This window comes from Kribbella sp. NBC_00482 (genome assembly GCF_036013725.1).
Classification (GTDB): domain Bacteria; phylum Actinomycetota; class Actinomycetes; order Propionibacteriales; family Kribbellaceae; genus Kribbella.
Genome location: NZ_CP107881.1, coordinates 1,725,791 through 1,749,645 on the forward strand (window position 1 = coordinate 1,725,791; position 23,855 = coordinate 1,749,645).

Genomic DNA, 23,855 nt, shown 5'->3' on the forward strand with positions numbered 1-23,855 from the left:
GAGTTCGACTGGGAAGTGCGAGACTGTGCGACGTGACGAAGACGGTTCCGCGGGGTGCGGATCGGCAGGACGCCATTGCGGACGCCGCGATCCGTCTCGTCGCGACCCGCGGGCTGCGCGGGCTGACGCACCGCGCCGTCGACGCCGAGGCGGGCCTGCCGCCGGGCTCCACGTCGTACTACCTGCGGACGCGGAACGCCCTGCTCACCGCGTGCGTGAGCCGGATGCTCACCCGGGACGTCGCCGGGATGCCGCCGGCCGGAGCGGATCCCGTCGAACTGATGGTGGCGATGACGGCGGGACTCGCGCAGGATCGGCCGGACGATCTGGTCGCGCGGTACGAGTTGTCGCTGGAGGCGAGCCGTCAGCCGGAACTGCGGACCGCGATCGTCGAAGGCGGCCGGCAGCTGCGGGCGATGCTCGCGCAGTTGCTGACCGGACTCGACGTACCCGATCCGGAGGCGGCGGCGTGGCCGGTCGCCGCGATGCTCGACGGGCTGATGTACGACCGGGTCGCCGGGACCGGGACAACGCTCTCACCAGAAGCGTTCGAGGCCGCCGTACGACGCTCTGTCACGGCGCTGATCGCCGGACTCAGAGACGGTCTGTGACCGCGACGAACGTGAAATAGCCGACGCCGAGCAGCATGCCCACGTGGCCGAGGACGGACAGGCCGGCGCCGGAACCCCAGGCGTCACTCTGCGCATCCTCGGAATGCTTGCCGGCACTCGGCAGCCAACGGGCCAGAAGCAACAATCCGATGACCGTCAGCAACCACCAGCCGGCCAGGATGACCAGAGCGATCTCCCGCCGACCGGTGATCAGGGCAACGACCCAGCCGATCAGCGTGATCACTCCGACCACGGTGTGCAGCCGTATCAGCGTTGCGGAGTACCCGTGCCGGCCGGCGCCGTGACCGGTGCCGTCGACAACAGTCCCACCGAGCCGGACGCGCGTGATCAGTACGACGACCGCACCGAGCGCGGTCAGGAACCAGGTGACGTTCGACCATTCCACGCACCGATCCTTACCCCTCCCGCCACCCAAGTGAACCATTCAGCGTGTCGGATCGCCCCCTCCCCACCAACTTTGGGCCCCCACCAACCATGTTTCAGCCGTCGAAATGGTTGGTGGGGGCCCAAAGTCTTTTGCGTACGCCGGGGCGCCCGGCGGGCCTGAGTGTCCGCTCGGGGCCCGCCGGGCTGACTCGGTTCAGCTGGGTTGCGTCTGGCCCTGCGTTGTCGTGCCTTGGCTCGGCTGCGTGCCCTGGCCCTGCTGGGTTCCTTGACCCTGCTGAGTTCCCTGGCCTTGCTGGGTGCCCTGACCTTGCCCCTGGCCCGGGAGTGTGCCTTGGCCGGTGCCCTGTCCGTTGCCCTGTGGGAATCCGCCGCGCGTCCCGCCGCCGGGCCCGCCGAACTGACCCTGCTGGTTGCTCGTGCCGTCCCACGAGTGCCCGACCGCCATACCGCCGAGGAAGGCCAGTACAGCAAGAATCGAACCGGCCCCGGCAAGCATCAGATTGCTAGGCCGCCCACCGCCCTTCGTGGCCTCCGGCTGCTGAGCCGGCGCGGCCGGTGGGGTGGCCGGGTTGTTCTGGGCGGCCTGTGCCGCCTGGAACTGGGCTTCTGCGGACTGTGTCATCTTCATGCTCCTGTTCCGGTGGAAAGGTCGTAGACGGTGGTGCTGCCGACGGTCTGGGCCGTGAAGTTCTCGCTGACCCAGGTGGCGATCTCGCTGGAGGTGCCGTTACGGCCGCCCATCATCCCGCCGCCACTGCTTCCGACGAAGTAGTGGATCTTGCCCTGGGCAACCAGTTGTTTGAACTCGTCGAGCGACGGCGCCGGGTCGGTCCCGTTGAACCCGCCGATCGCCATGATCGGTTCGCCGGACGCGATCTGCAGCGGCGCGGCGCCGTTCGCGGTGACTGCCGCGGCGGCCCAGGTGTAGCCCTTCGCGCCCTGCTGCAGCAGGGTCACCAGCTCGCTGGAGACTCCGCTGATCCCGCCACCGCCAAGGAACCCGCCCATACCGCCACCACCAGGACCACCCTGCTGCTGCGTAGTGCCAGTTCCCGTGCCAGTGCCGGTGCCGGTCTGGCCGGGCGGCGTGCCCATCCGGCCGTCGCCGCCGCCCATGCCACCGCGCCCTCCGCCCATACCGCCCATGCCACCGGCACCCGACGGTCCAGCGGAAGGCAGTGCACCGGCGTGCGCCGAGTTGATCGTCGAGACGGAGTACGCCGTAGGCCCGGCCAGAGCGCTCACCGTGAGCAGCGCCGCCGCGAACAGCCCGGCCCGCCGAGCCGCCGTACGGTGCAACTTCAGCTCAGGCAGGATCATCAGCAGTCCGGCCGCCACCACACCGGTGACCAGAACCACCCAGCGCAACCACGGCTGCCAGGCCGGCGTCTGGTTCAGCAGCGCGAAGCTCCACCCTGCCGTCAGCAGGATCCCGCCCGCCAACGTTGTCCGCGGCAACCATTCCGTACGCCGCTTCCAGAGCACCGCCATCGCCGCGCCGATCAGCGCACCGATCGCCGGCGCCAGCGCGATCATGTAGTAGCTGTGGATGATGCCCTGCATGTAGCTGAACACCAGACCGGTGACAACCAGCCAGCCACCCCACAGCAGCGCGAACGCCCGCTTCCGGTCGGTCCGCGGCGCCTTGCCCGAGGCAACAACCAGCACGATCGTCGCAAGCAGAGCAGCCGGCAGCAGCCAAGCGATCTGCGAGGCGAACTCACCACCGAACAGCCGCTGTACGCCGGCCGCACCGCCCCAGCCCGCGCCACCGCCGTTGCCGCCACCACCGCCGCCGACCGAGCCGGTCTCGTTGCCGTTCAGCCGTCCAAGGCCGTTGTACCCGAGCGTCAACTCGAGGATGCTGTTGTTCTGCGACCCACCGATATACGGCCGGGCCGAGGCCGGCATCAGCTCCACGATCGCGATCCACCAGCCGGCGCTCACGATCAGCGAGACAGTCGCCAGTACCAGGTGCAGGAGACGCTTCCCCAACGCCGGCTTCCCGGCGACCAGGTACGCGATCCCGAACGCCGGCAGGATCAGGAACGCCTGCAGCATCTTCGTCAGGAACCCGAAGCCGACCAGGGCACCGGCCAGGATCATCCATCGCGCCGAGTGCTTCACGGAGTCGATCGCCCGCGTCACGGCCCACGCACCGGCGCAGAGCAGCAGGATCAGCAGCGCGTCCGGGTTGTTGAACCGGAACATCAGGACGGCGACCGGCGTCAGCGCGAGGATCGCTCCGGCCAGCAGGCCGGCGTTCGCGGAGAACCAGCGCCGTACCGACACGTACACGAAGCCGACGCTCGCGACGCCCATCAGCGCCTCGGGTATCAGCATGCTCCAGGTGTTGAAGCCGAAGATCCGCCCCGACAGCCCCATCACCCACAGCGAGGCGGGGGTCTTGTCGACGGTGATGAAGCTGGAGGAGTCGAACGACCCGAAGAACCAGGCCTTCCAGCTCGTCGACCCGGCCTGCACCGCGGCCGCGTAGTACTCGTTCGCGTAGCCGTTCTTGGACAGGCCCCACAGGTACGCGATCGCGGTCAGCGCCAGCAGACCGCCGTACAGGACCTTGTCCTTTCCGAGCGTGTACTGCGTGCTGATCGCGCGAGGTCTTGTCGCCTCGACGGGATCGGTGAGCGTTGCCATATCAGTTGCTCCGGGTGTTTTCGAGAACCGCCGGGGGTTCGAAGGAGGGGATGGTGGGTGCGTCGTCGTCGAAGACCCACGCCTGGAAGAGGCTGAACCGGACGACGGTCGCGGCCAGGTTCGCGATGGTCAGGACGGTGATCTCCACCGCCTGGTGCGGTACGGCGACCGCCGTGTGCAGCAGCCACAACGAGGACGCGGTCAGGCTCCAGCCGATGCCGAAGGCAACGAGCCCGCGGAGCTGATGGCGCCACCGGTTCTCGACACCGCTGACCCCGAAGGTGATCCGCCGGTTGAGGGCGGTGTTGCCGACTGCTGTGATCAGCAGGGACATCACGTTCGCCACCTGGGCCGGCATGCCCATCCCCTGCCGCAGGACCAGATAGAGCAGCGCGTACGCCGCGGTGCTGAGCACCCCGATCGCGCAGAACCGCAGCACCCGCGCGGCCAGCGCCGTCCGGGGGTCGAGGATCCGCGGGCGACCGTACTTCTGCCGGATCGGCTCGAGGTCGATCCTGCCGCGGCCCAGGTTGCGGGTCAGTCGGGCGATCCCCCGCAGATCCTCGCCCACCGTCTTCGCGATCGCGACCCGCGAGTCGAGGTCGTCGACCCAGTCGACCGGCACCTCGTGGATCCGCAGTCCGGCCTTCTCCGCGAGGACCAGCATCTCGGTGTCGAAGAACCAGCTGGTGTCCTCTATCAGCGGCAGCAGCTCCCGCGCGACGTCGGCGCGGATCGCCTTGAACCCGCACTGCGCGTCGGAGAAGTGCGCACTGAGAGTTGCCCGCAGCAACAGGTTGTACGAGCGCGAGATGAACTCCCGCTTGGGCCGCCGGACCACCCGGGAGCTCTTCGCCAACCGGGTGCCGATGGCAACGTCACTGTGCCCGGCGAGCAGCGGCGCGACCAGCGGCAGCAGCGCGTTCAGGTTGGTGGACAGGTCGACGTCCATGTAGGCGAGCACCTCGGCGGTGCTGGCGGACCAGACCTGTTTCAGCGCGCGGCCGCGACCGGACTGCTCGAGCCGGACGATCCGGACTCCGGGCAGTTCGGCCGACAGCAGCGCGCCGATCTCATATGTCGCGTCCGTACTTCCATTGTCCGCGATGCAGACCTCGGCCGGAAACGGGAAAGCGGTGTCGAGGAACTCCCGCAACCGTCTGATATTCGGTCCGAGGTCGTTTTCCTCGTTCTTGACGGGTACGACGATCTCGACCCGAGGATGACCTGGAATCTGCATGTCACCGATGCTGTCCGGTGAACCTGAGTCAGCCCCTGTGTGTGGCTGGCAGTTTCCTGGGACTCACCGCGTGCGACGAAGCCAGAGCAGGCCGAGCACGGGCAGCAGGAGCGGCACGAAGCCGTAGCCCTGCCCGAAGTGCGACCACACGGTCGCGTCCGGGAAGTCGTCCGGTACGGCGTAACTGAACGCGCCGATCGCGATCACGCCGGCCAGCTCGATCGCGATCGCGGCCGTGGCGACCTTGCGCGACACCACGGTCGCCTTGGCCAGCGCGAACGTCGCGGCGCAATAGATGACCGCGGCAACGGCCGACAACAGGTACGCGACCGGGGCCTCGCCGAACTTGGTCGCGATCTGTACGCCGGCCCGCGCGGTCGCAGCCAGCGCGAACACGCCGTACACCGCGATCAGGATCCGTCCGGGCCCGTGCTTCGTGGCCGCTGGATCGGTCATCTCAAACCGCCCACAGGTCGTGCAGCCGCAGCTCGACGATCGGGATCACCAGACACGCGATGGCCAACGCACCGGCACCCCACCGGCTGCTCTCGGCCAGCGCCCAGAACGCCCCGATCGGCAGGATGATCAGCGCCCCGATCAGATACCCGATGAAGAACGGCCCGGACACGTCCCGGTCGGTCCCGGCGTACTGCGCGATCCCGACGATCAGCTGCGCGACCAGCCCGACCTCGACAACTCCGACCGCACCCAGCACTGGCCAGTCGATCCGCCTGTCCCGCGCGGCCAGCACGACGGCGTACACCATCGCCAGCAGCGCCAACGCGACAAGAAACCAGGTGAGCGGTGCGAACACGAGTTAGAGGATGTCACCCGGGGTGTAGGCGGCTGCTTCCGGGTGGCGCTTGGCGAGTTCGTCGATCTTGGCGACGACCGTGGCGACCTGGGCGACGGCCGCGCCGGTGAAGGACAGCGGCTCGCCGACGATGCCGACGATCTGCTCCTCGGTGAGGCCGAGGCGGCCGTCGACGCCGAGACGGTGGAACAGGTCGTTCGCCGCGAGGCCCTTGCGCAGGTCGAGCGCGGTGGCGACCGCGTGCTCCTTGATCACCTCGTGCGCGGTCTCCCGGCCGACTCCGTTCTTCACGGCAGCCATCAGCACCTTGGTCGTGGTCAGGAACGGCAGGTACCGCTCGAGCTCACGCGACACCACCGCCGGGTAGACCCCGAACTCGTCGAGCACGGTCAGGAACGTCTCGAACAGCCCGTCCAGCGCGAAGAACGCATCCGGCAGCGCGACCCGCCGTACGACGGAACAGAAGACGTCGCCCTCGTTCCACTGGTTGCCGGCCAGCTCGCCGGCCATCGACGCGTATCCGCGCAGGATGACCGCGAGACCGTTGACCCGCTCGCAGGACCGGGTGTTCATCTTGTGCGGCATCGCCGAGGACCCGACCTGGCCCTCCTTGAAGCCTTCGGTGACCAGCTCGTGCCCGGCCATCAGCCGGATCGTGGTCGCGAGGCTCGACGGCCCCGCGGCCAGCTGCACCAGCGCGGACACGACCTCGTAGTCGAGCGACCGCGGGTACACCTGGCCGACGCTCGTCAGCGTGTGGCTGAACCCGAGGTGCTGGGCGATGTCCTGCTCCAGCTCCTCCAGCTTGGCCGGGTCACCGCCGAACAGGTCCAGCATGTCCTGCGACGTACCCACCGGGCCCTTGATGCCGCGCAGCGGGTACCGCTCGATGAGCTCCTCGATCCGGGCGACCGCGACCAGCAGCTCGTCGGCGGCCGACGCGAACCGCTTGCCCAGCGTGGTCGCCTGCGCGGCCACGTTGTGCGAGCGACCGGTCAGCACCAGCGCCGCGTGGTCGGCCGCCAGCTGGCCGAGCCGTACGGCGGTTGCCACCGCACGGTCCCGGACCAGTTCCAGGCCGGCGCGGATCTGGAGCTGCTCCACGTTCTCGGTCAGGTCACGACTCGTCATCCCCTTGTGGATGTGTTCGTGCCCGGCGAGCGCGCTGAACTCCTCGATCCGCGCCTTCACGTCGTGCCGCGTGACCCGCTCGCGGTCCGCGATCGACGCCAGGTCGACCTGGTCGACCACTCGTTCGTAGTCCTCGACGACCCCGTCCGGAACCGTGACCCCGAGCCGGCTCTGGGCCCTCAGTACGGCGACCCAGAGCTTCCGCTCGAGCACGATCTTGTGCTCCGGTGACCACAGCTCCGCCATCGACAGACTGGCGTAGCGCGCGGCGAGAACGTTGGGGATCCGGGGTTTGGTCACGAACCCCATTCTCCCAGACGGCGACTACTTGACGGTCATCAGACCGCAGAGCAGCGAACCGGACAGCGTGCACACCCGGTACGAGCCCGACGGCAGGCCCTTCGGCATCGCCAGCGTGTACGGACCGGCGCTGGAGAACGACGGGATGGCGATACCCATCTCACCCGACATCCGGATCGCGTACGGCGTGGTCGGGTCGCCCGGGATCTTCGCGACCAGTGTGTACAGCGAGAGCTCCGGCTTGGACGCCGAGGCCAGCGAGAACGTCACCGCGCGGACCTGCTTGTCCGGGAACGAGGCGACGAACTGTCCGCCGGCGAGCGTGGTCACCGACTTCAGGGTCTTCAGGCCCAGCGCGCCGGCCTTCGGGAGCACCGGCGCGGACGGCAAGGTCTCCACCTGCGGCGGGACGACCTTGTTCGTGGGCACCGGGCTGTCGGCCACGGGCGTGTTCGAGGCCGGGCGGAGCGTCGGGACGATCGCGACGGCGCCGACCACCGCGGCCGCGCCGATCACGGTCAGACCGGCGGTCCGGCGGCGCTTGCGGGTCTTGGCCGTGGTCAGAACGGAGTCGAAGTCTCCGGCGGACTCGGCGGCGCGGCGGTCGGCCAGCGCCTGCAGGTCCTCCTGCAGATCAGGCATGGTCGTCACTCCTCAACAGCAATGAATCGGACAGGGAGTCCCGGGCGCGGGACAGGCGCGACTTGACCGTGCCTTCCGCGATCCCGAGCGTGTCCGCCACCTGAGCCACGCTCAGGTCACAGACGTAATGGAGGACGACGACCTGCCGGGTCGGCATCGGCAGGCCGGCGAGAGCCTGCTCGAGGTCACCGGCATACCGATCGGCGGGGTCTGGGACGTGCTCGGCCGGCAGCCGGTGGAACAGCTGCGTGAACCGGTTGCCGTCCCGGTGCCTGTTCGCGGCCAGGCGCACGGCGACCAGGCGAACCCAGGCCTCCGGAGCGTCGTACCGCGACACCTTCTCCCAGCGGGGCACGAGCCGGACGAACGCCTCCTGGACGATGTCCTCGGCCTCGGCACGTGACCCGGTCAGCAGCGAGATCACACCTACCAGCCGCGGCTGGTGGGCGCTGTAGAACTCTCGCAGCCCTTCCGTCTCCATACCCACCAACACCCCCGACCCGTCGATTCGGTTCCCTGTTTTCGTGACCCTATCCAAAGTCACTCTGTGTACATGAACAAGTTGACCACGTATGAGGCCGCTTGGCTGCTCGGCGGCGCAGAACGAGCAGCATTGGTCATCTTCGTGGCGCTCGCCGCCGACGGCCGGTTGGAGGTGGCTGCCAAGCGGCAGCGGGTCAAGCTCGTCCGCTCCGAGGCGACGTACCCGGTCGAGGCGGCCGCGCTCGCGCTGGTCCCGGAGAGCGGTCTCGGCGTCGCGGACTTCCTCGCACGGATCGCGGCGACCGGGGCGGTCAAGGACCTCGAGGCGGCCGTCCGAGCGAAGGGGCAGCTCAGGATGCTCCGCTGGTTCAGTCCGACGTACCGCGAACTGCTCGAGCAGCCCGGCACCGGCGTACTGCGGGTCGCGGTGCTCGGCGTCCCGGGGATCGAGGACGAGCGGCTACGGGACATGTTCGAGCACCCGTTGCCGGGGATGCCGAAGATCGATCCGTTCAAGCCGGTGCGGGACAACACGATCGACGGCACGCTCGGCCCGACGACCGGCAGCGGGTACATCTGAGGTTCAGACGGTGATCTCGCCGCGTTCTGCCTTCAGGGCGATGTCGGTGCGGTGCTGGGAGCCCTTGATCCGGATCTGACCGACGGCGGCGTACGCGCGCTGGCGGGCCTCGGCGAGGTCCTTGCCGACGGCGCTCACCGCGAGCACGCGGCCGCCTGCCGTCACCAGTTCCTCGTCGTCGAGCGCCGTACCCGCGTGGAAGACGCGGACGTGGTCGCTCTCCGCCTGCTCGACACCCGTGATCGCGTCGCCCTTGCGCGGGCTGGCCGGGTACTTCTTCGCGGCGACCACGACCGCTACCGACGACGCGTTCCGCCAGCTCAGGTCACCGTGGTCGGCGAGTTTGCCGGTCGCGGCGGCGTACAGCAGGCCACCCAGCGGGGTCTTCAGCATCGGCAGCAGCGCCTGCGTCTCCGGGTCACCGAAGCGGCAGTTGAACTCGATCACGCGGACACCACGCGACGTCAGCGCGAGACCGGCGTACAGCAGGCCGCTGAACGGCGTACCGCGGTGGCGGAGCTCGTCGACCGTCGGCTGCAGGACGTTCTCGGTGATGTCGGCGACCAGGTCGTCCGGCGCCCACGGGAGCGGCGTGTAGGCGCCCATGCCGCCGGTGTTCGGGCCCTCGTCGTTGTCGCCGAGGCGCTTGAAGTCCTGCGCCGGCTGCATCGGCAGCACGGTCGTACCGTCGGTGATCGCAAACAGCGACACCTCGGGGCCGTCCAGGAACTCCTCGATCAGCACCTGGTCACACTCGGCCGCGTGCGCGAGCGCCTCCTCACGGTCCGACGTGACGACCACGCCCTTGCCCGCGGCGAGCCCGTCGTCCTTCACGACGTACGGCGGCCCGAACGCGTCGATCGCCGTCGCGGCCTCCTCGGGCGTGGTGCAGACGTACGCCCGGCCGGTCGGCACGCTCGCGGCGGCCATCACGTCCTTGGCGAACGCCTTCGAGCCCTCGATCTGCGCGGCCTCCCGCGACGGTCCGAAGACCGCGAACCCGGCGTCCCGCAGCGGGTCGGCCAGGCCGGCCACCAACGGCGCCTCCGGTCCGACGACCACCAGATCGACGTCCAGCTCCCGCGCCAGCGCGACGACCGCGTCGTGGTCCGAAATGTCCACCGGACGGCAAACGATCGTTTGCCCGTCGTACGCCGGACGCAACACGGCAATGCCAGGGTTGCCCGGGGCCGCTACGACCTGCTCGACCTCCGGATCCTGGGCCAGCGCCCAGGCCAGAGCATGCTCGCGGCCACCCGAGCCGATCACCAAGACCTTCACGGGCGCTCAGCCTAGCGTGCCCTGGCTCGAACGGCCCTGGGCGGTGTAAGACTGCGCTCTTACTGGAGGTAAAGGATTGACTACAACAAGCTTGCAGGCGGGTGCCCGCCGCCGGCCGACACCGGCGTCCCTGCTGTCCTGGCTGATGCTCGTGCCCTGCCTGGTGGTGTTCGCGCTCTTCATCGTCTGGCCGCTCGGCAAGTCCGTCTCGCTGTCGTTGCACGGCTCCGACCTGTTCGGCCGGCCGGACGCGTACGTCGGGCTGCAGCACTACAAGGACATGCTCGGATCGGCCGAGTTCCGGCACATCCTCTGGGTGACGTTCGCGTTCGTGCTGCTGACCGTGATCCCCGGCGTGCTCGGCGGGCTGGTCGTCGTACTGCTGCTCGAACAGCACATCAAGGGCATCCGGATCTTCCGGACCGCGTTCGCGCTGCCGTTCGCGTTCTCGGTCGCCAGCGCCTCGGTCATCTTCGCCACGATCTACAACCCGGCGATCGGGCTCGCGAACGGTCTGCTGGGCCGGTTCGGCGTCGACCGGATCGGGTGGCTGACCGACCCGTCCTGGGCGCTGATCAGCGTCGCGATCACGACGGTCTGGATGAGCATCGGGTACAACGTCCTGGTCCTGTCCGCGGGCATCGGCGCGATCCCGACCGAGATCACCGAGGCCGCCACCCTCGACGGCGCCGGCGGCTTCCGCGCGTCGCGGTACATCACGATCCCGCTGCTCGGCCCGCAGTTGTTCTTCCTGATCGTGATCTCCACGATCCAGTCCCTGCAGGGCTTCGGGCAGATCAAGATCCTGACGCCTGAGGGCGGCCCGGAGCAGTCGACCAAGACGCTCGTCTACTCGATCTACCACACCGCCTTCGCGAACAACGCCAGCGACTTCGGCGCCGCGTCGGCGCAGGCGATCGTGCTGCTGGTGATCCTGCTCGCCTGTACGGCGATCCAGTTCGGCGTCCTGGAGAGGCGGGTGCACTACAAGTGAGACCAGGTCGTGTTGTCACCTACGTGGTGCTGATCGGGGCGGCGCTCCTCGTCATCTTCCCGGTGTACTACGTCATCGCCGGGTCGGTCATGTCGCCCGGACAGATCTCGTCGTACCCGCCGGATCTCTTCCCGCACGGGTTCTTCACCGGCAACTACAAGGGCGCGACGTCGTCGGGAACGCCGATCGGGCAGCAGTACCTGAACTCGATCCTGCAGACGTCGATCATCACGCTGTCGCAGCTGATCACCAGTGTGCTGGCGGCGTACGCGTTCGTCTTCATGAAGATGTGGGGACGCACCGTGCTCTTCGGGCTCTTCCTGGCCACGCTGATGGTGCCGTGGGAGTCGATCGTGCTGCCGAACTACCTGACGATCACGAGTTGGGAGCTCGCCGGGCACGGACTGACCAAGACGTACGCCGGGACCATGATCGCGCTGGTGCTGCCGTTCCTGGCGAACGCGTTCGGGGTGTTCCTGCTCCGGCAGTCGTTCCTGCAGTTCCCGGTGGAACTGCGCGACGCGGCGACGATCGACGGCGCCGGGCACTGGCGGTTCCTCAGCCGGATCCTGCTGCCGCTGAACAAGCCGGCGCTGATGGCGGTCGGGCTGTACGTGTTCCTGTCCGCGTGGAACCAGTTCTTCTGGCCGTTGCTGATCGGCGACTCGGCGTCCCGCCGGACGTTGCAGATCGGCATCAGCCAGCTCAACGACGCGGAGGCCGCCGACCCGGGACTCATCCTGGCCGGCGTCACGCTGTCGATCCTGCCCACGCTGGCCATCGTGATCTTCGGCCAGCGCTTCATTGTCCGCGGGCTGACCGCGGGTGCGATTCGTTAAGAAAGGTTGGTTCTGATGCGATCCGTCCTCCAAGGGCGCACGGCGGTTGCCGCGTCGATGCTGGCGGTGCTGGCTCTGGTCGCCGCCGGTTGCGGTGGGAGCTCCAACGATTCCAAGGACTCCGCGAGCGGCGGGCAGGACGCGCCCGACGCCAGCGCGCTCGACAAGGCGAGCGGGGTCACGAAGGTCACCTTCTGGCACGGCATGAAGGGCGCGAACGGCGCGGCCGTCGACAAGCTGGTGAAGGCGTTCAACGCCGCGAACTCCGGCAAGATCGAGGTCACCGCGGTCTACCAGGGTGACTACGACGACACGATCACGAAGTACAAGACGTCGGTGCAGCAGGGCAACACGCCGTCCGTCGTACAGATCTACGACATCGGCTCGCGGTTCATGATCGACTCCAAGCAGACCGTGCCGGTGCAGAAGTTCGCCGACAAGGACGGCTACACGCTGGACTCGATCGAGCCGAACATCGCGAACTACTACTCGATCGACTCGGCCCTGAACTCGATGCCGTTCAACACGTCGATGCCGTTGCTGTACATCAACAAGGAAGCCTTCGTGAAGGCCGGCCTCGACCCGGCCAAGCCGCCGACGAACCTTGACGAGATCATGGCGGCGGCGAAGAAGCTGACCGTCAAGCAGGGCGGGAAGACCGTTCAGTACGGCTTCAACGCGGCGATCTACGGCTGGTTCGTCGAGCAGCTGATCGCCCAGTCCGGTACGACGTACTGCGACAACGACAACGGCCGCAAGGACCTCGCGACCAAGGTGAACTTCGCCGACGAGCAGGGCGTGAAGATCGCGACCTGGTACCAGGAGATGGTCAAGCAGGGTCTGATGCCGAACACCGGCAAGAAGACCGACGACGCCCAGGCCGTCTTCAAGTCCGGTACGTCGGCGATGCACCTGGAGTCGACCGGTTCGCTGCGGGGCTACCTGGACGCCGCGAAGGGCAAGTTCACGGTGATGACCGCGCCGTTCCCGCACCTGTCCGCTTCCGACAGCGGCGGGCCGATCATCGGCGGCGCCTCCCTGTGGATCGACGGGCCCGGCCACTCCGACGCCGAGAAGCGCGCCTCGTGGGAGTTCGTGAAGTTCGCGTCCTCCCCCGCCCAGCAAGCAGCCTGGCACACCGGCACCGGCTACTTCCCGATCAACAGGAAGGCCCTGGACGAGCCGTCGGACAAGGCGTGGGTGGCGCAGTACCCACAGTTCACCACCGCGATCACCCAACTCCACAACACCAAGCCGACCAACGCCTCCTCCGGCTGCATCCTCGGCGTCATGCCGCAGGCCCGCAAGGCCGCCGAAGACGGCCTGGAGAAGGCAGTCCTGGGCACCGACCCAGCCACCGCCATGAAGGCCGCGGCAGACTCCATCAAGCCTCAGATCGACCAGTACAACAAGACAGTCAAGAAGTAGCTCTTACGCACTGCAGGCCTGCCTTCAGTCGCTCTGACTGAAGACAGGCCTGCTTTTCACGTCTGCAACCAACTCGTCTTCGAGAACGCCGGTGTTCTGGCAGGCGGTCAGCAGCCAGTGCCCGTCTTCTTTCGCCATGACCCACAGCGGCGCACCAACGTCCGGCCCGTCGGGCGTCCGGTACACCTGGCGCACCTTGACCGCGGCGACGTCGGGCCGGATGAACAGCACGTGCTCCAACTCGAACGTGACCGTCATGCCCTGCATCCCGCCGGGAAGCACCTGACGTGTGAAGGCCGAGATCGCCTCGAGGCCGAAGAGCCGCTTGCCACCGCCCGTCGTCCAGATCGCATCCGCTCGGAACAGCCCGAGAAACTCGTCGGGGAGCTCGTTGTTCTGGGCGTGCTCGACAACAGCGATCACCTGCTCGATCGCCGCGATATCCGCCTCACGTGAAGTGTCCATGAGGTCGATGGTGAAACATCAACCAAACTTGAGGTCAAGCCCTCGCCTGCACGGCAAGCGCCCGTACGCCGCGGCAACAAGAAGGAGCCGGGTCGCGTAAATCGGACACCACTTCGCGGCGACTGCTTTGTCGGCCGCCTCCGGCGGCATGCGGCCGTGGAGCGACTGTCCCGCACCTCGGAGGAACGGAGCTTCGCGACGGCTGTCTATCGGCCGCAGACCGTGGTCAAGCGGGTTCCTCCCGCTATGAGAGAACGATCGACAGTCCGGATATCCCTTGTGGATAAGGCTTCTGGGCTTGATCCGATTTGAACGAGACACGATCGTGATCTAGAATAGAACACATGTTCGAAGAAGATCTGGACCAGCTCGACACCGCGGACCTGCTGGCCGCGGCGTCGCAGTACGGCCGGATCGAGAACCGGGCCGCCGTGCGCGTGCTGGAGGCCGCACTGGCCTACGCCGACCGCCACGCGGTGGTGCTGGGCGAGCCACGCCCGGGCTACGAGAAGATCCACGTCTACGGCGGTGACGGCTGCCCCGGCGTCGCGGAGTTCGCGCCGATCGAGTTCGGCGCGGTGATGCGCATGTCGAGCGGCGCGGCCGCCGCGCTGATCGGCGAGGCCCTCGCACTACGCCACCGGCTGCCCAGGACCTGGGCCGCAGTACTGGACGGAAACGCTGTCGCCTGGAGGGCCCGCAAAGTCGCCCATGCCTGCTTGGCGCTGTCGCAGGAAGCGGCCGTGATCGTCGACCGGCGGGTCGCCGGGATCGTCAACACCGTCACGCCCGGTGCCCTGGCCAAGATCGTCAAGGCCGCGGTCTGGGAAGCCGACCCCGAAGCCGCCAAAGCCCAAGCAGAAGCCGCCGCCCGCACCCGAGGCGTGTTCGTGGCCCCGTCCGACGACCACGGCACAAAACAGATCTGGGTCCGCGCCGCAGCCGGTGACGTGATCCGCTTCGACGCCACCATCGACGACCTGGCCCGCGCGCTGAAGATCCTCGGCGACACCGACGACCTGGACCAACGCCGCGCAAAGGCAATCGGCTGGATCTCCGACCCGGCAGCAGCCCACCAACTCCTCGAGGTCGCCCGCTACCTGGCCCGCACCCAGCCCGCCGCTGCCCGCACCCAGCCGCCCCATCCCCAGCCGAGTCACAGCGCCCCAGGCGATGCCACCGACCGCAGCCCGGCTGCGCCGAACCGCGACGAACCCGATCAGGACCCGGACCGCGAGGCCGCCGAGCGCGCACACGATGACACCGACCCCGCGAGGCCATGGACCGCCCCGGACGGCTGGGCCGTCCAGACCGAGCAGCCCGAGCAGTCCGCGCAGACCCTGGACCAACTGGACGAGCAGGCCGCCCTGGACGAGCATGACCAGCAGCCCGTGCAGCCCGTGCAGCCCGAGCAGACCCTGGACCAACTGGCCGCGCAGATCGCGCTGGGCGAGTTGGACGAGCAGGACAGCGCGGTAGCCGACATCGCCATCCTGTCCGAGGCCGACTGCGAGGCCGACTGCGAGGCCGACTGCGCGGGTGGCGGTGCGGGTGAGGGTGGGGCTCATGGCGTGGATGGGCGTGGGGCCGGTGGTGGGGATGTTGGGGACGGGTTTACGCGGGTGGCGCTGGCGGGCACGTTGCCGGGTCGGCTTGCGGCGATCAAGCAAGAGGCCCACCGCAACGGGCTCGGCGCGGGGAGTGGGCGGCGGGTGCGGCACACGCTGTACGTGCACCTGACCGACCGGACGCTTGCTACCGGCAACGGTGTGCTGCGGGTTGAAGAGCTCGGGCCGCTGCTCGCCGGCCAACTGGGCGAGCTTCTCGGTCATGACCAGATCAATGTGAAGCCGGTGATCGATCTTCAGGATCAGGTCAATGTTCACAGCTACGAGATCCCGGACCGGATCCGTGAACGAGTGAGACTCCAGCACCCGGTCGACATGTTCCCGTTCAGCGGGGCCGAGGCCACCGTGCGGATGGATCAAGACCACATCACGCCGTACGAGCGCGCCGGTCCACCGGGACAAACCACCACCGACAACCTCATACCGCTAGGCAGACTCCACCACCGCGCCAAAACCTTCGGCGGCTGGCGAAGCCGACGCCTGCCCACCGGAGCAGTCGACTGGATCAGCCCCCACGGGTTCCGGTTCGTCGTCGACCACACCGGCACCCACGCTCTGGTGAACCCGAGGGTCTTGTAGATGTGCTCGCCTTCCGAGGTGCCGCTGAGGTCGACTCGGTCGGCAGCGATGGAGCACGCCCCAACCGATGACGTCGCGCGCGAGTCTCGTTCCAAAACCGCGGCCACGATGCTCGGGCAGAGTAAGGCCAGCCGAACCGCTCGTCCCGCGGGGCATTGCGGTTGGGAACCCCGAGCTCCTCAGTAGTGCCAGTAGTAGCGACCGTCGGCGTTCCAGGTGAGGGGGTCGGTGGTGCGGTTGGTGAAGGACATGCCTAGGCCTCGGGCCAGTTCGACTGTGCGGGTCAGTTGGAGGGCGTAGGGGTGTTGGTTGTCGTCCCACCACTGTTCGTACTGGGTGATGCAGGTTTGGTTCGAGTAGTACGGGTTGTTGCAGGGGTGGGGTGGGAGCCACTTCTGGAGGTGGCGGAAGTGGACGGTGGTGGAGCCGTTCGGGGGCTTGATGGTGCCGGTGGCATCGAGGCAGTAGCCCGCCGCGGGGATGGTCCACTTGACGTAGTGCTGGCGGCCGGCCGCGGACGGGATGGGTTGCTGGTTGGTGCAGTTCGCGTCGCCGATGGTTTCGGTGGTGACGCGCTGGATCTGCGTGAGCGGGCGGCCGGCGCCGTCGTTGTACCCGTCGAGAAGGACCCAGTCGCCGTCGTGGATGAAATGTTCTGCAGAGGACGGCGGCCAGGCCTTCGGGTCACCCCAGGAGATGTCGGACTCCGTCGTACTCAACGGAGTCCACGTCCACTGCCCGGCCGCCGTCCCGCCGGCGAAGTACTGGCCGGCGGACTTCTCGAACATCAAGGAGTACTGCGCATACGTTTCCGGGGCAGGTGCAGTCAGCAAGCTGACCACTAAAACGAGCGCTTTGATCACAGAGCGCTACTCTACGCCGAGCACCTCGCGGAGCTTGGCGGCGAACTCGACCGGCTTGCCCGGCTGTCCGTACTCATTGCCGAGGAAACCACCGTGCCCGCTCGGGAACACGACCGGCGTCAGCCCGAGCCGCTCAGCCACCGCCTTCCCGCCACGACCCGCGAGCGCGTTCTCCGACTCTTCGCCGATCCCGACGACGATCCGGTCCGCCGCCTTGCCCAGGGCGTCGAAGTCCGGCTGGTACGACGTACAACCGCGAAGGTTCTGCCCGAGCAGGGCGTCGTCACGAGACCCGTCGTCGTCCACAGGCAGGCCGAACATCGCCGGATTCGGCGCGGGCTGCTGCGTGTAGTCGGCCGGGATCTCGCCGTCGAACGACACCAGCGTGATGAACTTCGCCATCCCGGGACCCATACCGTCGCGTTGGTACGTCTCGTACATGTCCGCGACCGCGGCCAGTGCAGCCTCCCTGTCCGGAAGGATCCCGGCGAGCGGCGGCTCGTGCGCGACGAGTGTGTTGATGAGATCAGGGCGACGAGCGGTCAGGGCCAGCGCGTTCACCGCACCGCCGCTGCTGGCGAAGATGTCCACCGGCCCTGCGTCCAGGTGCTCGATGAGGGCGGCGAGGTCACCGGCATGGTCGTCAGGCGAGAGCTCCCCCAGCTCACCGCTCCGGGTGCTGCGCTCCACGCCCCGCGGGTCATACGTCACCACCGTGCGATCCTCGAAGTGCGACGCCAGCGTCGGGAATCCGCTGGCGCCCATCGGCGAGCCGATCATCAGCAGCACCGGCCGCTGCGCCAGGTCTCCACGAACGTCGTACGTCAGCATCGCCCCCGGTACGTCGAGCGTCTGCGTCACAGGCTCCGACATCACAGCACCTCCCGGTCCGGCCCACCCCCATTGGTCGGCCTCCTGACCGAGAGCCTAGGGCAGTCTGGTTAGCTGGTGGCATGACTGAGAAGCCAGAGATCGACTTTCCGGATGGACCGCCGCCGGCGGATCTGGAGATCACCGACATCACCGTGGGCGAGGGCGACGAGGCCAAGGCCGGCTCCCGGGTGAACGTGCACTACGTGGGCGTTGCCCACTCCACCGGCGAGGAGTTCGACGCGTCGTACAACCGCGGCGCCCCGCTGGCGTTCCAGCTCGGCGTGGGCCAGGTCATCCAGGGCTGGGACACCGGCGTCCAGGGCATGAAGGTCGGCGGCCGGCGCAAGCTCGTCATCCCGCCGCACCTGGGGTACGGCGACCGCGGCGCGGGCAGCGCGATCAAGCCCGGCGAGACCCTGATCTTCGTCGTGGACCTGATCACCGTCAGCTGACGAAACCCAACAGCCGGCGGTGACCATGAGCTCCTGGTCACCGCCGGCTGAGTCATTTCGTCACCGGATCGCGGCCGCCCGAATCACTTCCTGGCTGACCTTGTTGCCCGCGTCATCGGTCGCCGTCGCGCGCAGCGAGAGGTACGACGCACCCTTCGGCAGCCGCACGACAGACGACCACTCGGCACCCGTCCGCGAGAGCGGAGCGGCCTGCCAGCTGGCGCCGTCGTCGTACGAGACCTCCAGCGTCGCGCCCTTGACCTTGCCCGCACCTTCGACGCCGGCGAGGTGGAACGCGGACAGCCCGATCTGCTGCCGGCTGCCACCCGCGAACGCACCGTTCAGGTCCGTCGCCAGGCGGTAGTCGAGCTGGATCAGCGGTAGGTAGACCCAGTCGCTCGACTCGGTGGTCTGGGCCCGGAAGTCCCACGCGCTCTTCGTCTTCGTCCCGAGGCTCCACACCTCCGGCCGGGCTGTGTCCATCTCGAACCGGTAGTCCGCCCATCCGGACGTCGCCGGTACGCCGGTCTGCACCGCCTGGAACGAGCTCTTCCGGACCAGCGTCCCGTTCTGGAACAGCCGCGTCTCCACCGTCGACTCGTCGTCCATCGCCCCGGTGACGCCCTGGTCGCCGCTGCTCGTCGTCGGCACGTTCACCGCGAAGAAGTCACCGCTGCGGCGCGGGTTCCAATACCCCGAGCCGACCCGCGGCCGAGCGGCCGGAGCGAACCACGAGTTCGTCTGCAGACTCCGCGGCTTGTAGGTGTGCCGGTCGCCCCGCTGCTCCCAGCCCCGCGGGTGGTTCGTCTGCTCGTACCAGTCCGTCCCCGCCTGCGTGGACACGAAGTCGATCCGCTGGGTCCCGAGGTGGATCGGCTCGGTCACCTGCAGACACGGCGGCCAGAACCCGATCCGGCAGTCGGCGCGGCTCTCGAACGCGAGCTCGCCGGTCGGCCCGACGAACCGGTTGACGACCGTGGCCAGGTCCCCGGACCGCGGCGCGTACCGCAGGTCCGCCGGCAGCGCACCGGAGTAGGCCTTCACCAGGTCGTACAGGTACGGCGGCGCCTCGGTACCCATCACCCGAAGCCGAACGTTGCCCCCGGCACCGATCCGCGCAACCAGCGGTCCACCCTCGGCGGCCGTCAGCGAGTACACCGGCAGATCGGTTCCGCCGGCGAGGTCGTAGTACTTGCCCGCGCCGTTGTTCACCACGACGAGCAACCGAGCGCCGGCGTCGCGAGCAGCCGTCGCCCGCGCGCTCGGCGTGACCGCATCACTCGCCGTCACGAACACGGCCTTCCCGCGAACGTCCTTGCCGACGTAGTCCGCGGCCGCACCAGCACCGACGTACGCCGCAGTCAGCGTCGCCTTGCCGTCCCAGCGCTTCGAGCCACGCTGCAGCAACGGGTGCAGCGCCTTGTAGTCGACGGTCATCGACACCAGCGGCGACGTACGGCGCCAGCGGGACGAGAAGTCGTACACGCCACCGGGCACCGCGCCCGTCGGAGCGGCGTACACCTTGGTAACCACCGGCGTCGGCACGTACTGGCTGAGGAACGTCGCGTAGTCACCACCGATCCCGGAGTCGTGGTACCAGCCGGACCGGCGATAGACGTCCTCGCCGGGCAGCGACGTGCTGAGCGTGATCGGGTTCGCCTTCCGCGCGTCGAGCACGAGGTCGGTGTTCTTGCCGATCACGAGGTGCGGATTGCCGACCAGCGCGACGCCGTCCTGACCGTCGACCGGCAGCCAGGAGTACGCCGCATACACGCCGGGCTCGAGACGCTGGTTGGAGACGGTGCCGGTCGCGGGGTCGATCTCAAGCGTGCTGACGAACTGGTCGCCGTACTTGTACAGCGTCAGGAACCCGCCCGCGGGCTTGCCGTCACGCCCGGTCGCGTGCACGGTGAGGTCGTACCGCTCCCCCTCCATGACGAGGCCGACCGCGGTCTGCGCGATCTGCTGGCCGGCCTGCTTGGCGATGACGGTGCCCGAGTAGGTCAGGCCCGGCGTGGCCAGGTTCGGCGTCGCGGTGACGGCGACCGAAGCGGTGCCGTTCGCGGGCACGGTGACCTGGGCGGAGCCGAGTGTGAACAGCCCGGCGGGCGCAGGCGTCGTACCGTCGCTGGTCACGTCGGCCGACAGGTCGAGCGTTGCCGGGGTGTCGCCGAGGTTCGTGTAGGTGATCGTGCGCTCGACCGGAGCGTCGTCGCCGTGCGGCCAGGTGTGGAGGCCGAAGTCGCGGGTCGCGGTCGCGGTGATCTTCCCGAAAGCGGCGGCCGGTACGTCGAGCCGACCGCCACCGACCTGGTACGCCGTCTCGCCGGCGAGCGGCTTCGCGGTGCTGACCAGTGCTGCCTTGACCTGCTCGCCCGTCCAGTCGGGGTGCTTCTGGACGAGCAGCGCCGCGGCACCGGCCACGTGCGGCGTCGCCATCGACGTACCGCTGAGCGACTTGTAGGACCCGGTGCCCGAGGACTTCGCCGCGCGGGCCGCGAGAACGTCGACGCCCGGCGCCACGATCTCCGGCTTCACCGTGGCGTCGCCGAGGCGCGGACCCATGTCCTGGAAGTACGCCCGCTCGTCGTTCTTGTCGACCGCACCGACCGTGAGCGCGGACGCTGCCGCACCCGGCGAGCCGATCCCGCCGACGCGACCATAGTTGCCTGCGGCAATCACAAACAGGGCGCCGGTCTCGGCGCTCAGCTCGTCGACCGCGAGCGCCATCGGGTCGGAGCCGTCACTGGCCTCGGTGCTGCCGAGGCTCATGCTGACCACCTTGGCGCGGTGCGCCGCCCACTCCATCCCTTCGATGATCCAGGACTCGGCACCGGAGCCGCCGTCGTTGAGGACCTTGCCGATCGCGAGCTGCGCGGCCGGCGCGACACCCTTCTCGAGGCCATTCGACGCGGCACCGGTACCGGCGACCGTGGAGGCGACGTGGGTGCCGTGACCGTTGACGTCGTCGGTGGTCTCACCCGGGACGAAGCTCTTCGTCTCGGCGATCCGCCCCGCTACGTCGGGGTGGGTCTGATCGATGCCGGTGTCGAGGACCGCGACCGTCGTACCCGTGCCGTCGAGGCCCTGGGCCCAGGCGTCCGGCGCGCCGATCTGGGCGACGCTCTCGGCCAGGCTGGCCTCGACCTTCCCGTCGAGGAACACCTTCTGGATCCCCGCGCCGAACTGCCCCGGCGTCGCGGACCTAGCAGTGCTAGAAGTACTAGCGGCGCTAGCCGTAACGTCGGACCAGAACTGGGAGGCCTCCGCCTTGTGCGCGGAGAGGCCGAGACCGCCGATGCTCTCCAGCGTGGCGCCACGGTCGGCGTGCTGCGGGGTCGCCGCGGCGGTACGCAGGCCCGGGCGGTACTGCACGATCAGCGGGATCGACTTGACCGACGCGTCGTCGTACCCCTGATCGACGAGGGACGTGACGTTGAAGAGTTCGGGGTCGAGACGGCCCGCGGCGAGGTACGGCAACGCGACGTCCGGTACGACGTGCAGGTCGTCGCCGACCTGCTGGATCTGGACACCTCCGGCGTTGCCGGCCGCCTGCTCGACGGCGGCGGTCGGCGGACCGCCCGCCGTTTCGGTCAGGGTGACCACGTCGCCCGTGAGGAGCGTGACGCGGTGGGTCGACGGGGTGGGTGGTGCGGCATCAGGTACAGCGACGCCGTCGGCCTGCGATGGAGTCGTCGTGACCGTGGCGAGTGCCACGAGTACGGCGAGCCCACCGGCGACGGCGCGGGCGGATCGGGACATGGGCGGACCCTTCCTGGGGGGACCTGGCGGAACAGATGGCATGAACATGCCATGCCGCCGTAGACTGCTCAATGGCGGGATTGCGGCATGACATCTGTCCGCCACGCCGTACGTCACCGAAGGGCCCTCGAAGGAGCGCACGATGCTCGACGTGCTGGGATTGGATGCGATCGAGGAAGGCGCCTACCGGCGGTTGATCGCGCTGCCGTCGGAGTCGCTGGAGACCTTGGCCGCCGCGATGGAGGTGGAGGTCGCCGACGTCGCCGCTGCCCTCGACGGACTCGAGGAGAAGGGCCTGGTGGCGCGGTCGACCGCGATGCCGGGCCATTTCGTCGCGTCCCCGCCGACGCTCGCGCTCGGCTCGCTGATCGTGCAACGCCAGGAAGAGATCCGGCGGGCGCAGCTCGAGCTCGGGCGGCTCGCGGAGCAGTACCGGGGCGTGATGGCGGATCGCTCCGACACCGACGTGATCGAGGTGGTTCGCGGCGCGCAGGCCGTGGCGCAGCGGTTCGGCCAGATGCAGCGTGGGGCGTCGGAGGAAGTACTGGCGCTGGTGAAGGCGTCGGTCGCGGTGGTGTCCGCGGACGAGAACGTCGACGAGGATGCGGCACTGGCTCGCGGCGTCACGTATCGAGTGGTCGTCGAGCGGGCAGCGTTCGCCAAGCCTGGGTTCGTCGACCTGGTGGCCGAGTCACTAAAGGCCGGCGAGCAGATCCGGGTCACCGGCGATCTTCCGCTCCGGCTGATCGTCGCCGACCGCTCACTCGCGTTGTTGCCCTTGGCCCCCACTGCGGAGAACGCGGCCGGTGGCGCGCTGCTCGTGCATCCGTCCGGGTTGCTGGACGCGCTACTGCACCTGTTCGACCTGGTCTGGGCGACCGCCAACGAGGTCCTGCCCACCGCCGACGGCACCACCGAGCTCGCCGCCGAACGCCTCGACGACATCGACGCCCGCATCCTCACCCTGCTGCTCGCAGGCCTCACCGACCACGCCATCGGCGGCCAGCTCGGTATGTCGCTACGCACCGTCCAGCGCCGGGTCAGCCAGCTGATGGACCGGGCGCAGGTCGTCACCCGCTTCCAACTGGGCCATGAAGCCTCTCGCCGCGGCTGGCTTGGCGTTTAATGATCGGGTAGTTGTACGCATCCGCCGTACACGGCGGGCCGATTGACTGGTGGTATGAGTTTGACACGGTACGGCGCTCTACTCGCGAAGGTGCTGCTCCTCGGGTTGTTGCTGTCGGCCCTGATCTGGCCGGATCTCAGCGGAATCAAGGGGAAAGCGTCGACCGCCCGCCTGATCGTGTACCCGCTCGGCGGGATGATCCTGCCGTTGTGGTGGTGGGCCTACGGACGAACGCGAAGCAAACTGCACCGCACCTTCCCGTGGCCGGCGGATCTGCTGATGACGCTGCCCTGGCTGATCGACCTGATCGGCAACCGGCTCAACCTGTTCGACACCATCAACTGGTGGGACGACGCGATGCACTTCATCCTGTGGGCCTTCCTCACGGCCGGCGTCCTGCTGGCGTTCGCACCCCGCGGGCTCTCGAGCGCCGTCACCACGTTCGTCGCCCTCGGTTTCGGCACCACCGCCGCGGTCGTCTGGGAGGTCGGCGAGTACGTCACCTTCGTCCGCAACTCACCCGAACTCCAAACCGCCTACACCGACACCCTCGGCGACCTGACCCTAGGCACACTCGGCTCGCTACTCGCCGGCCTGATCGTGAGCCAACTCCGCCCACATCCCCCTACTACTTCCAATCTATAGCGGACCGGGGGACTTGCCGCAAGCCCAGGTTCGACGCGCAGAATGGGCGGCCGACC

Annotated in this window: 23 protein-coding genes; 9 read left to right on the forward strand and 14 right to left on the reverse strand. The window is 68.5% G+C overall.

Annotated elements, in window-relative coordinates:
• Window positions 1–32 precede the first annotated feature (32 nt).
• Window positions 33–611, forward strand: coding sequence for a TetR/AcrR family transcriptional regulator (locus tag OHB24_RS08695; protein WP_327638434.1), 579 nt, complete (start codon window positions 33–35; stop codon window positions 609–611).
• Here the strand turns inward: OHB24_RS08695 and OHB24_RS08700 are convergent.
• The 9 genes from OHB24_RS08700 to OHB24_RS08740 form a co-directional block, all read right to left on the reverse strand.
• A complete protein-coding gene (locus OHB24_RS08700; RefSeq protein ID WP_327638435.1) occupies window positions 595–1,017 on the reverse strand; it encodes a hypothetical protein in 423 nt (140 codons plus the stop codon). The two genes, OHB24_RS08695 and OHB24_RS08700, sit on opposite strands and share 17 nt — an antisense overlap.
• A 195-nt stretch (window positions 1,018–1,212) precedes the next feature.
• Window positions 1,213–1,641, reverse strand: a complete 429-nt coding sequence (locus tag OHB24_RS08705; protein WP_327638436.1) for a hypothetical protein — start codon at window positions 1,639–1,641, stop codon at window positions 1,213–1,215.
• Window positions 1,642–1,643: 2 nt separating this feature from the next.
• Complete coding sequence (locus tag OHB24_RS08710) at window positions 1,644–3,674, reverse strand: glycosyltransferase family 39 protein (protein WP_327638437.1); 2,031 nt, start codon at window positions 3,672–3,674, stop codon at window positions 1,644–1,646.
• Between the two features lies 1 nt (window position 3,675).
• Complete coding sequence (locus OHB24_RS08715) at window positions 3,676–4,914, reverse strand: bifunctional glycosyltransferase family 2/GtrA family protein (protein ID WP_327638438.1); 1,239 nt, start codon at window positions 4,912–4,914, stop codon at window positions 3,676–3,678.
• 63 nt (window positions 4,915–4,977) lie between these two features.
• Entirely contained in the window at window positions 4,978–5,370 is a 393-nt protein-coding gene (locus tag OHB24_RS08720) for a hypothetical protein (protein WP_327638439.1), read from the reverse strand.
• 1 nt (window position 5,371) lies between these two features.
• Window positions 5,372–5,728: a hypothetical protein gene (locus OHB24_RS08725; RefSeq protein WP_327638440.1), complete on the reverse strand. Its 357-nt coding sequence runs from the start codon at window positions 5,726–5,728 to the stop codon at window positions 5,372–5,374.
• A 3-nt stretch (window positions 5,729–5,731) separates the two neighbouring features.
• Complete coding sequence (gene purB / locus OHB24_RS08730; RefSeq protein ID WP_442913956.1) at window positions 5,732–7,159, reverse strand: adenylosuccinate lyase; 1,428 nt, start codon at window positions 7,157–7,159, stop codon at window positions 5,732–5,734.
• Between the two features lie 24 nt (window positions 7,160–7,183).
• On the reverse strand, window positions 7,184–7,801 hold the full coding sequence (locus tag OHB24_RS08735; protein WP_327638442.1) for a hypothetical protein: 618 nt from the start codon (window positions 7,799–7,801) through the stop codon (window positions 7,184–7,186).
• Entirely contained in the window at window positions 7,794–8,282 is a 489-nt protein-coding gene (locus OHB24_RS08740) for a SigE family RNA polymerase sigma factor (protein ID WP_327638443.1), read from the reverse strand. The genes OHB24_RS08735 and OHB24_RS08740 overlap by 8 nt, the downstream gene beginning before the upstream one ends.
• 72 nt (window positions 8,283–8,354) lie before the next feature.
• On the opposite strand from OHB24_RS08740, the gene OHB24_RS08745 reads away from it, so the two are divergent.
• Window positions 8,355–8,864, forward strand: coding sequence for a hypothetical protein (locus tag OHB24_RS08745; protein ID WP_327638444.1), 510 nt, complete (start codon window positions 8,355–8,357; stop codon window positions 8,862–8,864).
• A 3-nt stretch (window positions 8,865–8,867) separates the two neighbouring features.
• On the opposite strand, the gene purD is transcribed toward OHB24_RS08745, so the two are convergent.
• Complete coding sequence (purD, locus tag OHB24_RS08750; RefSeq protein ID WP_327638445.1) at window positions 8,868–10,145, reverse strand: phosphoribosylamine--glycine ligase; 1,278 nt, start codon at window positions 10,143–10,145, stop codon at window positions 8,868–8,870.
• A 76-nt stretch (window positions 10,146–10,221) separates the two neighbouring features.
• Here purD and OHB24_RS08755 point away from each other — a divergent pair, with 76 nt between their 5' ends.
• From OHB24_RS08755 to OHB24_RS08765, 3 genes are read left to right on the forward strand one after another with little or no spacing between them, the layout of a single operon-like run.
• Window positions 10,222–11,139: a carbohydrate ABC transporter permease gene (locus tag OHB24_RS08755; protein WP_327638446.1), complete on the forward strand. Its 918-nt coding sequence runs from the start codon at window positions 10,222–10,224 to the stop codon at window positions 11,137–11,139.
• Window positions 11,136–11,978, forward strand: a complete 843-nt coding sequence (locus OHB24_RS08760; RefSeq protein WP_327638447.1) for a carbohydrate ABC transporter permease — start codon at window positions 11,136–11,138, stop codon at window positions 11,976–11,978. The genes OHB24_RS08755 and OHB24_RS08760 overlap by 4 nt, the downstream gene beginning before the upstream one ends.
• 15 nt (window positions 11,979–11,993) lie before the next feature.
• Window positions 11,994–13,406, forward strand: a complete 1,413-nt coding sequence (locus OHB24_RS08765; RefSeq protein WP_327638448.1) for an ABC transporter substrate-binding protein — start codon at window positions 11,994–11,996, stop codon at window positions 13,404–13,406.
• A 24-nt stretch (window positions 13,407–13,430) separates the two neighbouring features.
• On the opposite strand, the gene OHB24_RS08770 is transcribed toward OHB24_RS08765, so the two are convergent.
• Window positions 13,431–13,871, reverse strand: coding sequence for an SgcJ/EcaC family oxidoreductase (locus OHB24_RS08770; protein ID WP_327638449.1), 441 nt, complete (start codon window positions 13,869–13,871; stop codon window positions 13,431–13,433).
• A gap of 344 nt (window positions 13,872–14,215) precedes the next feature.
• Between OHB24_RS08770 and OHB24_RS08775 the strand changes: the two genes are divergently transcribed.
• Window positions 14,216–16,078, forward strand: coding sequence for a hypothetical protein (locus OHB24_RS08775; protein ID WP_327638450.1), 1,863 nt, complete (start codon window positions 14,216–14,218; stop codon window positions 16,076–16,078).
• 179 nt (window positions 16,079–16,257) lie between these two features.
• Here the strand turns inward: OHB24_RS08775 and OHB24_RS08780 are convergent, their stop codons facing one another.
• Both OHB24_RS08780 and OHB24_RS08785 read right to left on the reverse strand, forming a co-directional pair.
• Window positions 16,258–16,920 carry a hypothetical protein gene (locus OHB24_RS08780; protein WP_442913957.1) on the reverse strand — a complete coding sequence of 221 codons (663 nt, stop codon included), beginning with the start codon at window positions 16,918–16,920 and terminating at the stop codon, window positions 16,258–16,260.
• A 27-nt stretch (window positions 16,921–16,947) separates the two neighbouring features.
• Window positions 16,948–17,814 (reverse strand): alpha/beta fold hydrolase, encoded by an 867-nt coding sequence (locus OHB24_RS08785; protein WP_327638452.1) that lies wholly within the window; start codon window positions 17,812–17,814, stop codon window positions 16,948–16,950.
• 80 nt (window positions 17,815–17,894) lie between these two features.
• Here OHB24_RS08785 and OHB24_RS08790 point away from each other — a divergent pair, with 80 nt between their 5' ends.
• Window positions 17,895–18,266 (forward strand): FKBP-type peptidyl-prolyl cis-trans isomerase, encoded by a 372-nt coding sequence (locus OHB24_RS08790; protein ID WP_327638453.1) that lies wholly within the window; start codon window positions 17,895–17,897, stop codon window positions 18,264–18,266.
• 60 nt (window positions 18,267–18,326) lie between these two features.
• Here OHB24_RS08790 and OHB24_RS08795 read toward each other — a convergent pair whose 3' ends face one another.
• Window positions 18,327–22,028, reverse strand: a complete 3,702-nt coding sequence (locus OHB24_RS08795) for a S8 family serine peptidase (RefSeq protein WP_327638454.1) — start codon at window positions 22,026–22,028, stop codon at window positions 18,327–18,329.
• Between the two features lie 142 nt (window positions 22,029–22,170).
• Here OHB24_RS08795 and OHB24_RS08800 point away from each other — a divergent pair, with 142 nt between their 5' ends.
• Both OHB24_RS08800 and OHB24_RS08805 read left to right on the forward strand, forming a co-directional pair.
• Window positions 22,171–23,154: a helix-turn-helix domain-containing protein gene (locus tag OHB24_RS08800; protein WP_327638455.1), complete on the forward strand. Its 984-nt coding sequence runs from the start codon at window positions 22,171–22,173 to the stop codon at window positions 23,152–23,154.
• A gap of 54 nt (window positions 23,155–23,208) precedes the next feature.
• Complete coding sequence (locus OHB24_RS08805) at window positions 23,209–23,799, forward strand: hypothetical protein (protein WP_327638456.1); 591 nt, start codon at window positions 23,209–23,211, stop codon at window positions 23,797–23,799.
• The last annotated feature ends 56 nt before the right edge of the window (window positions 23,800–23,855 follow it).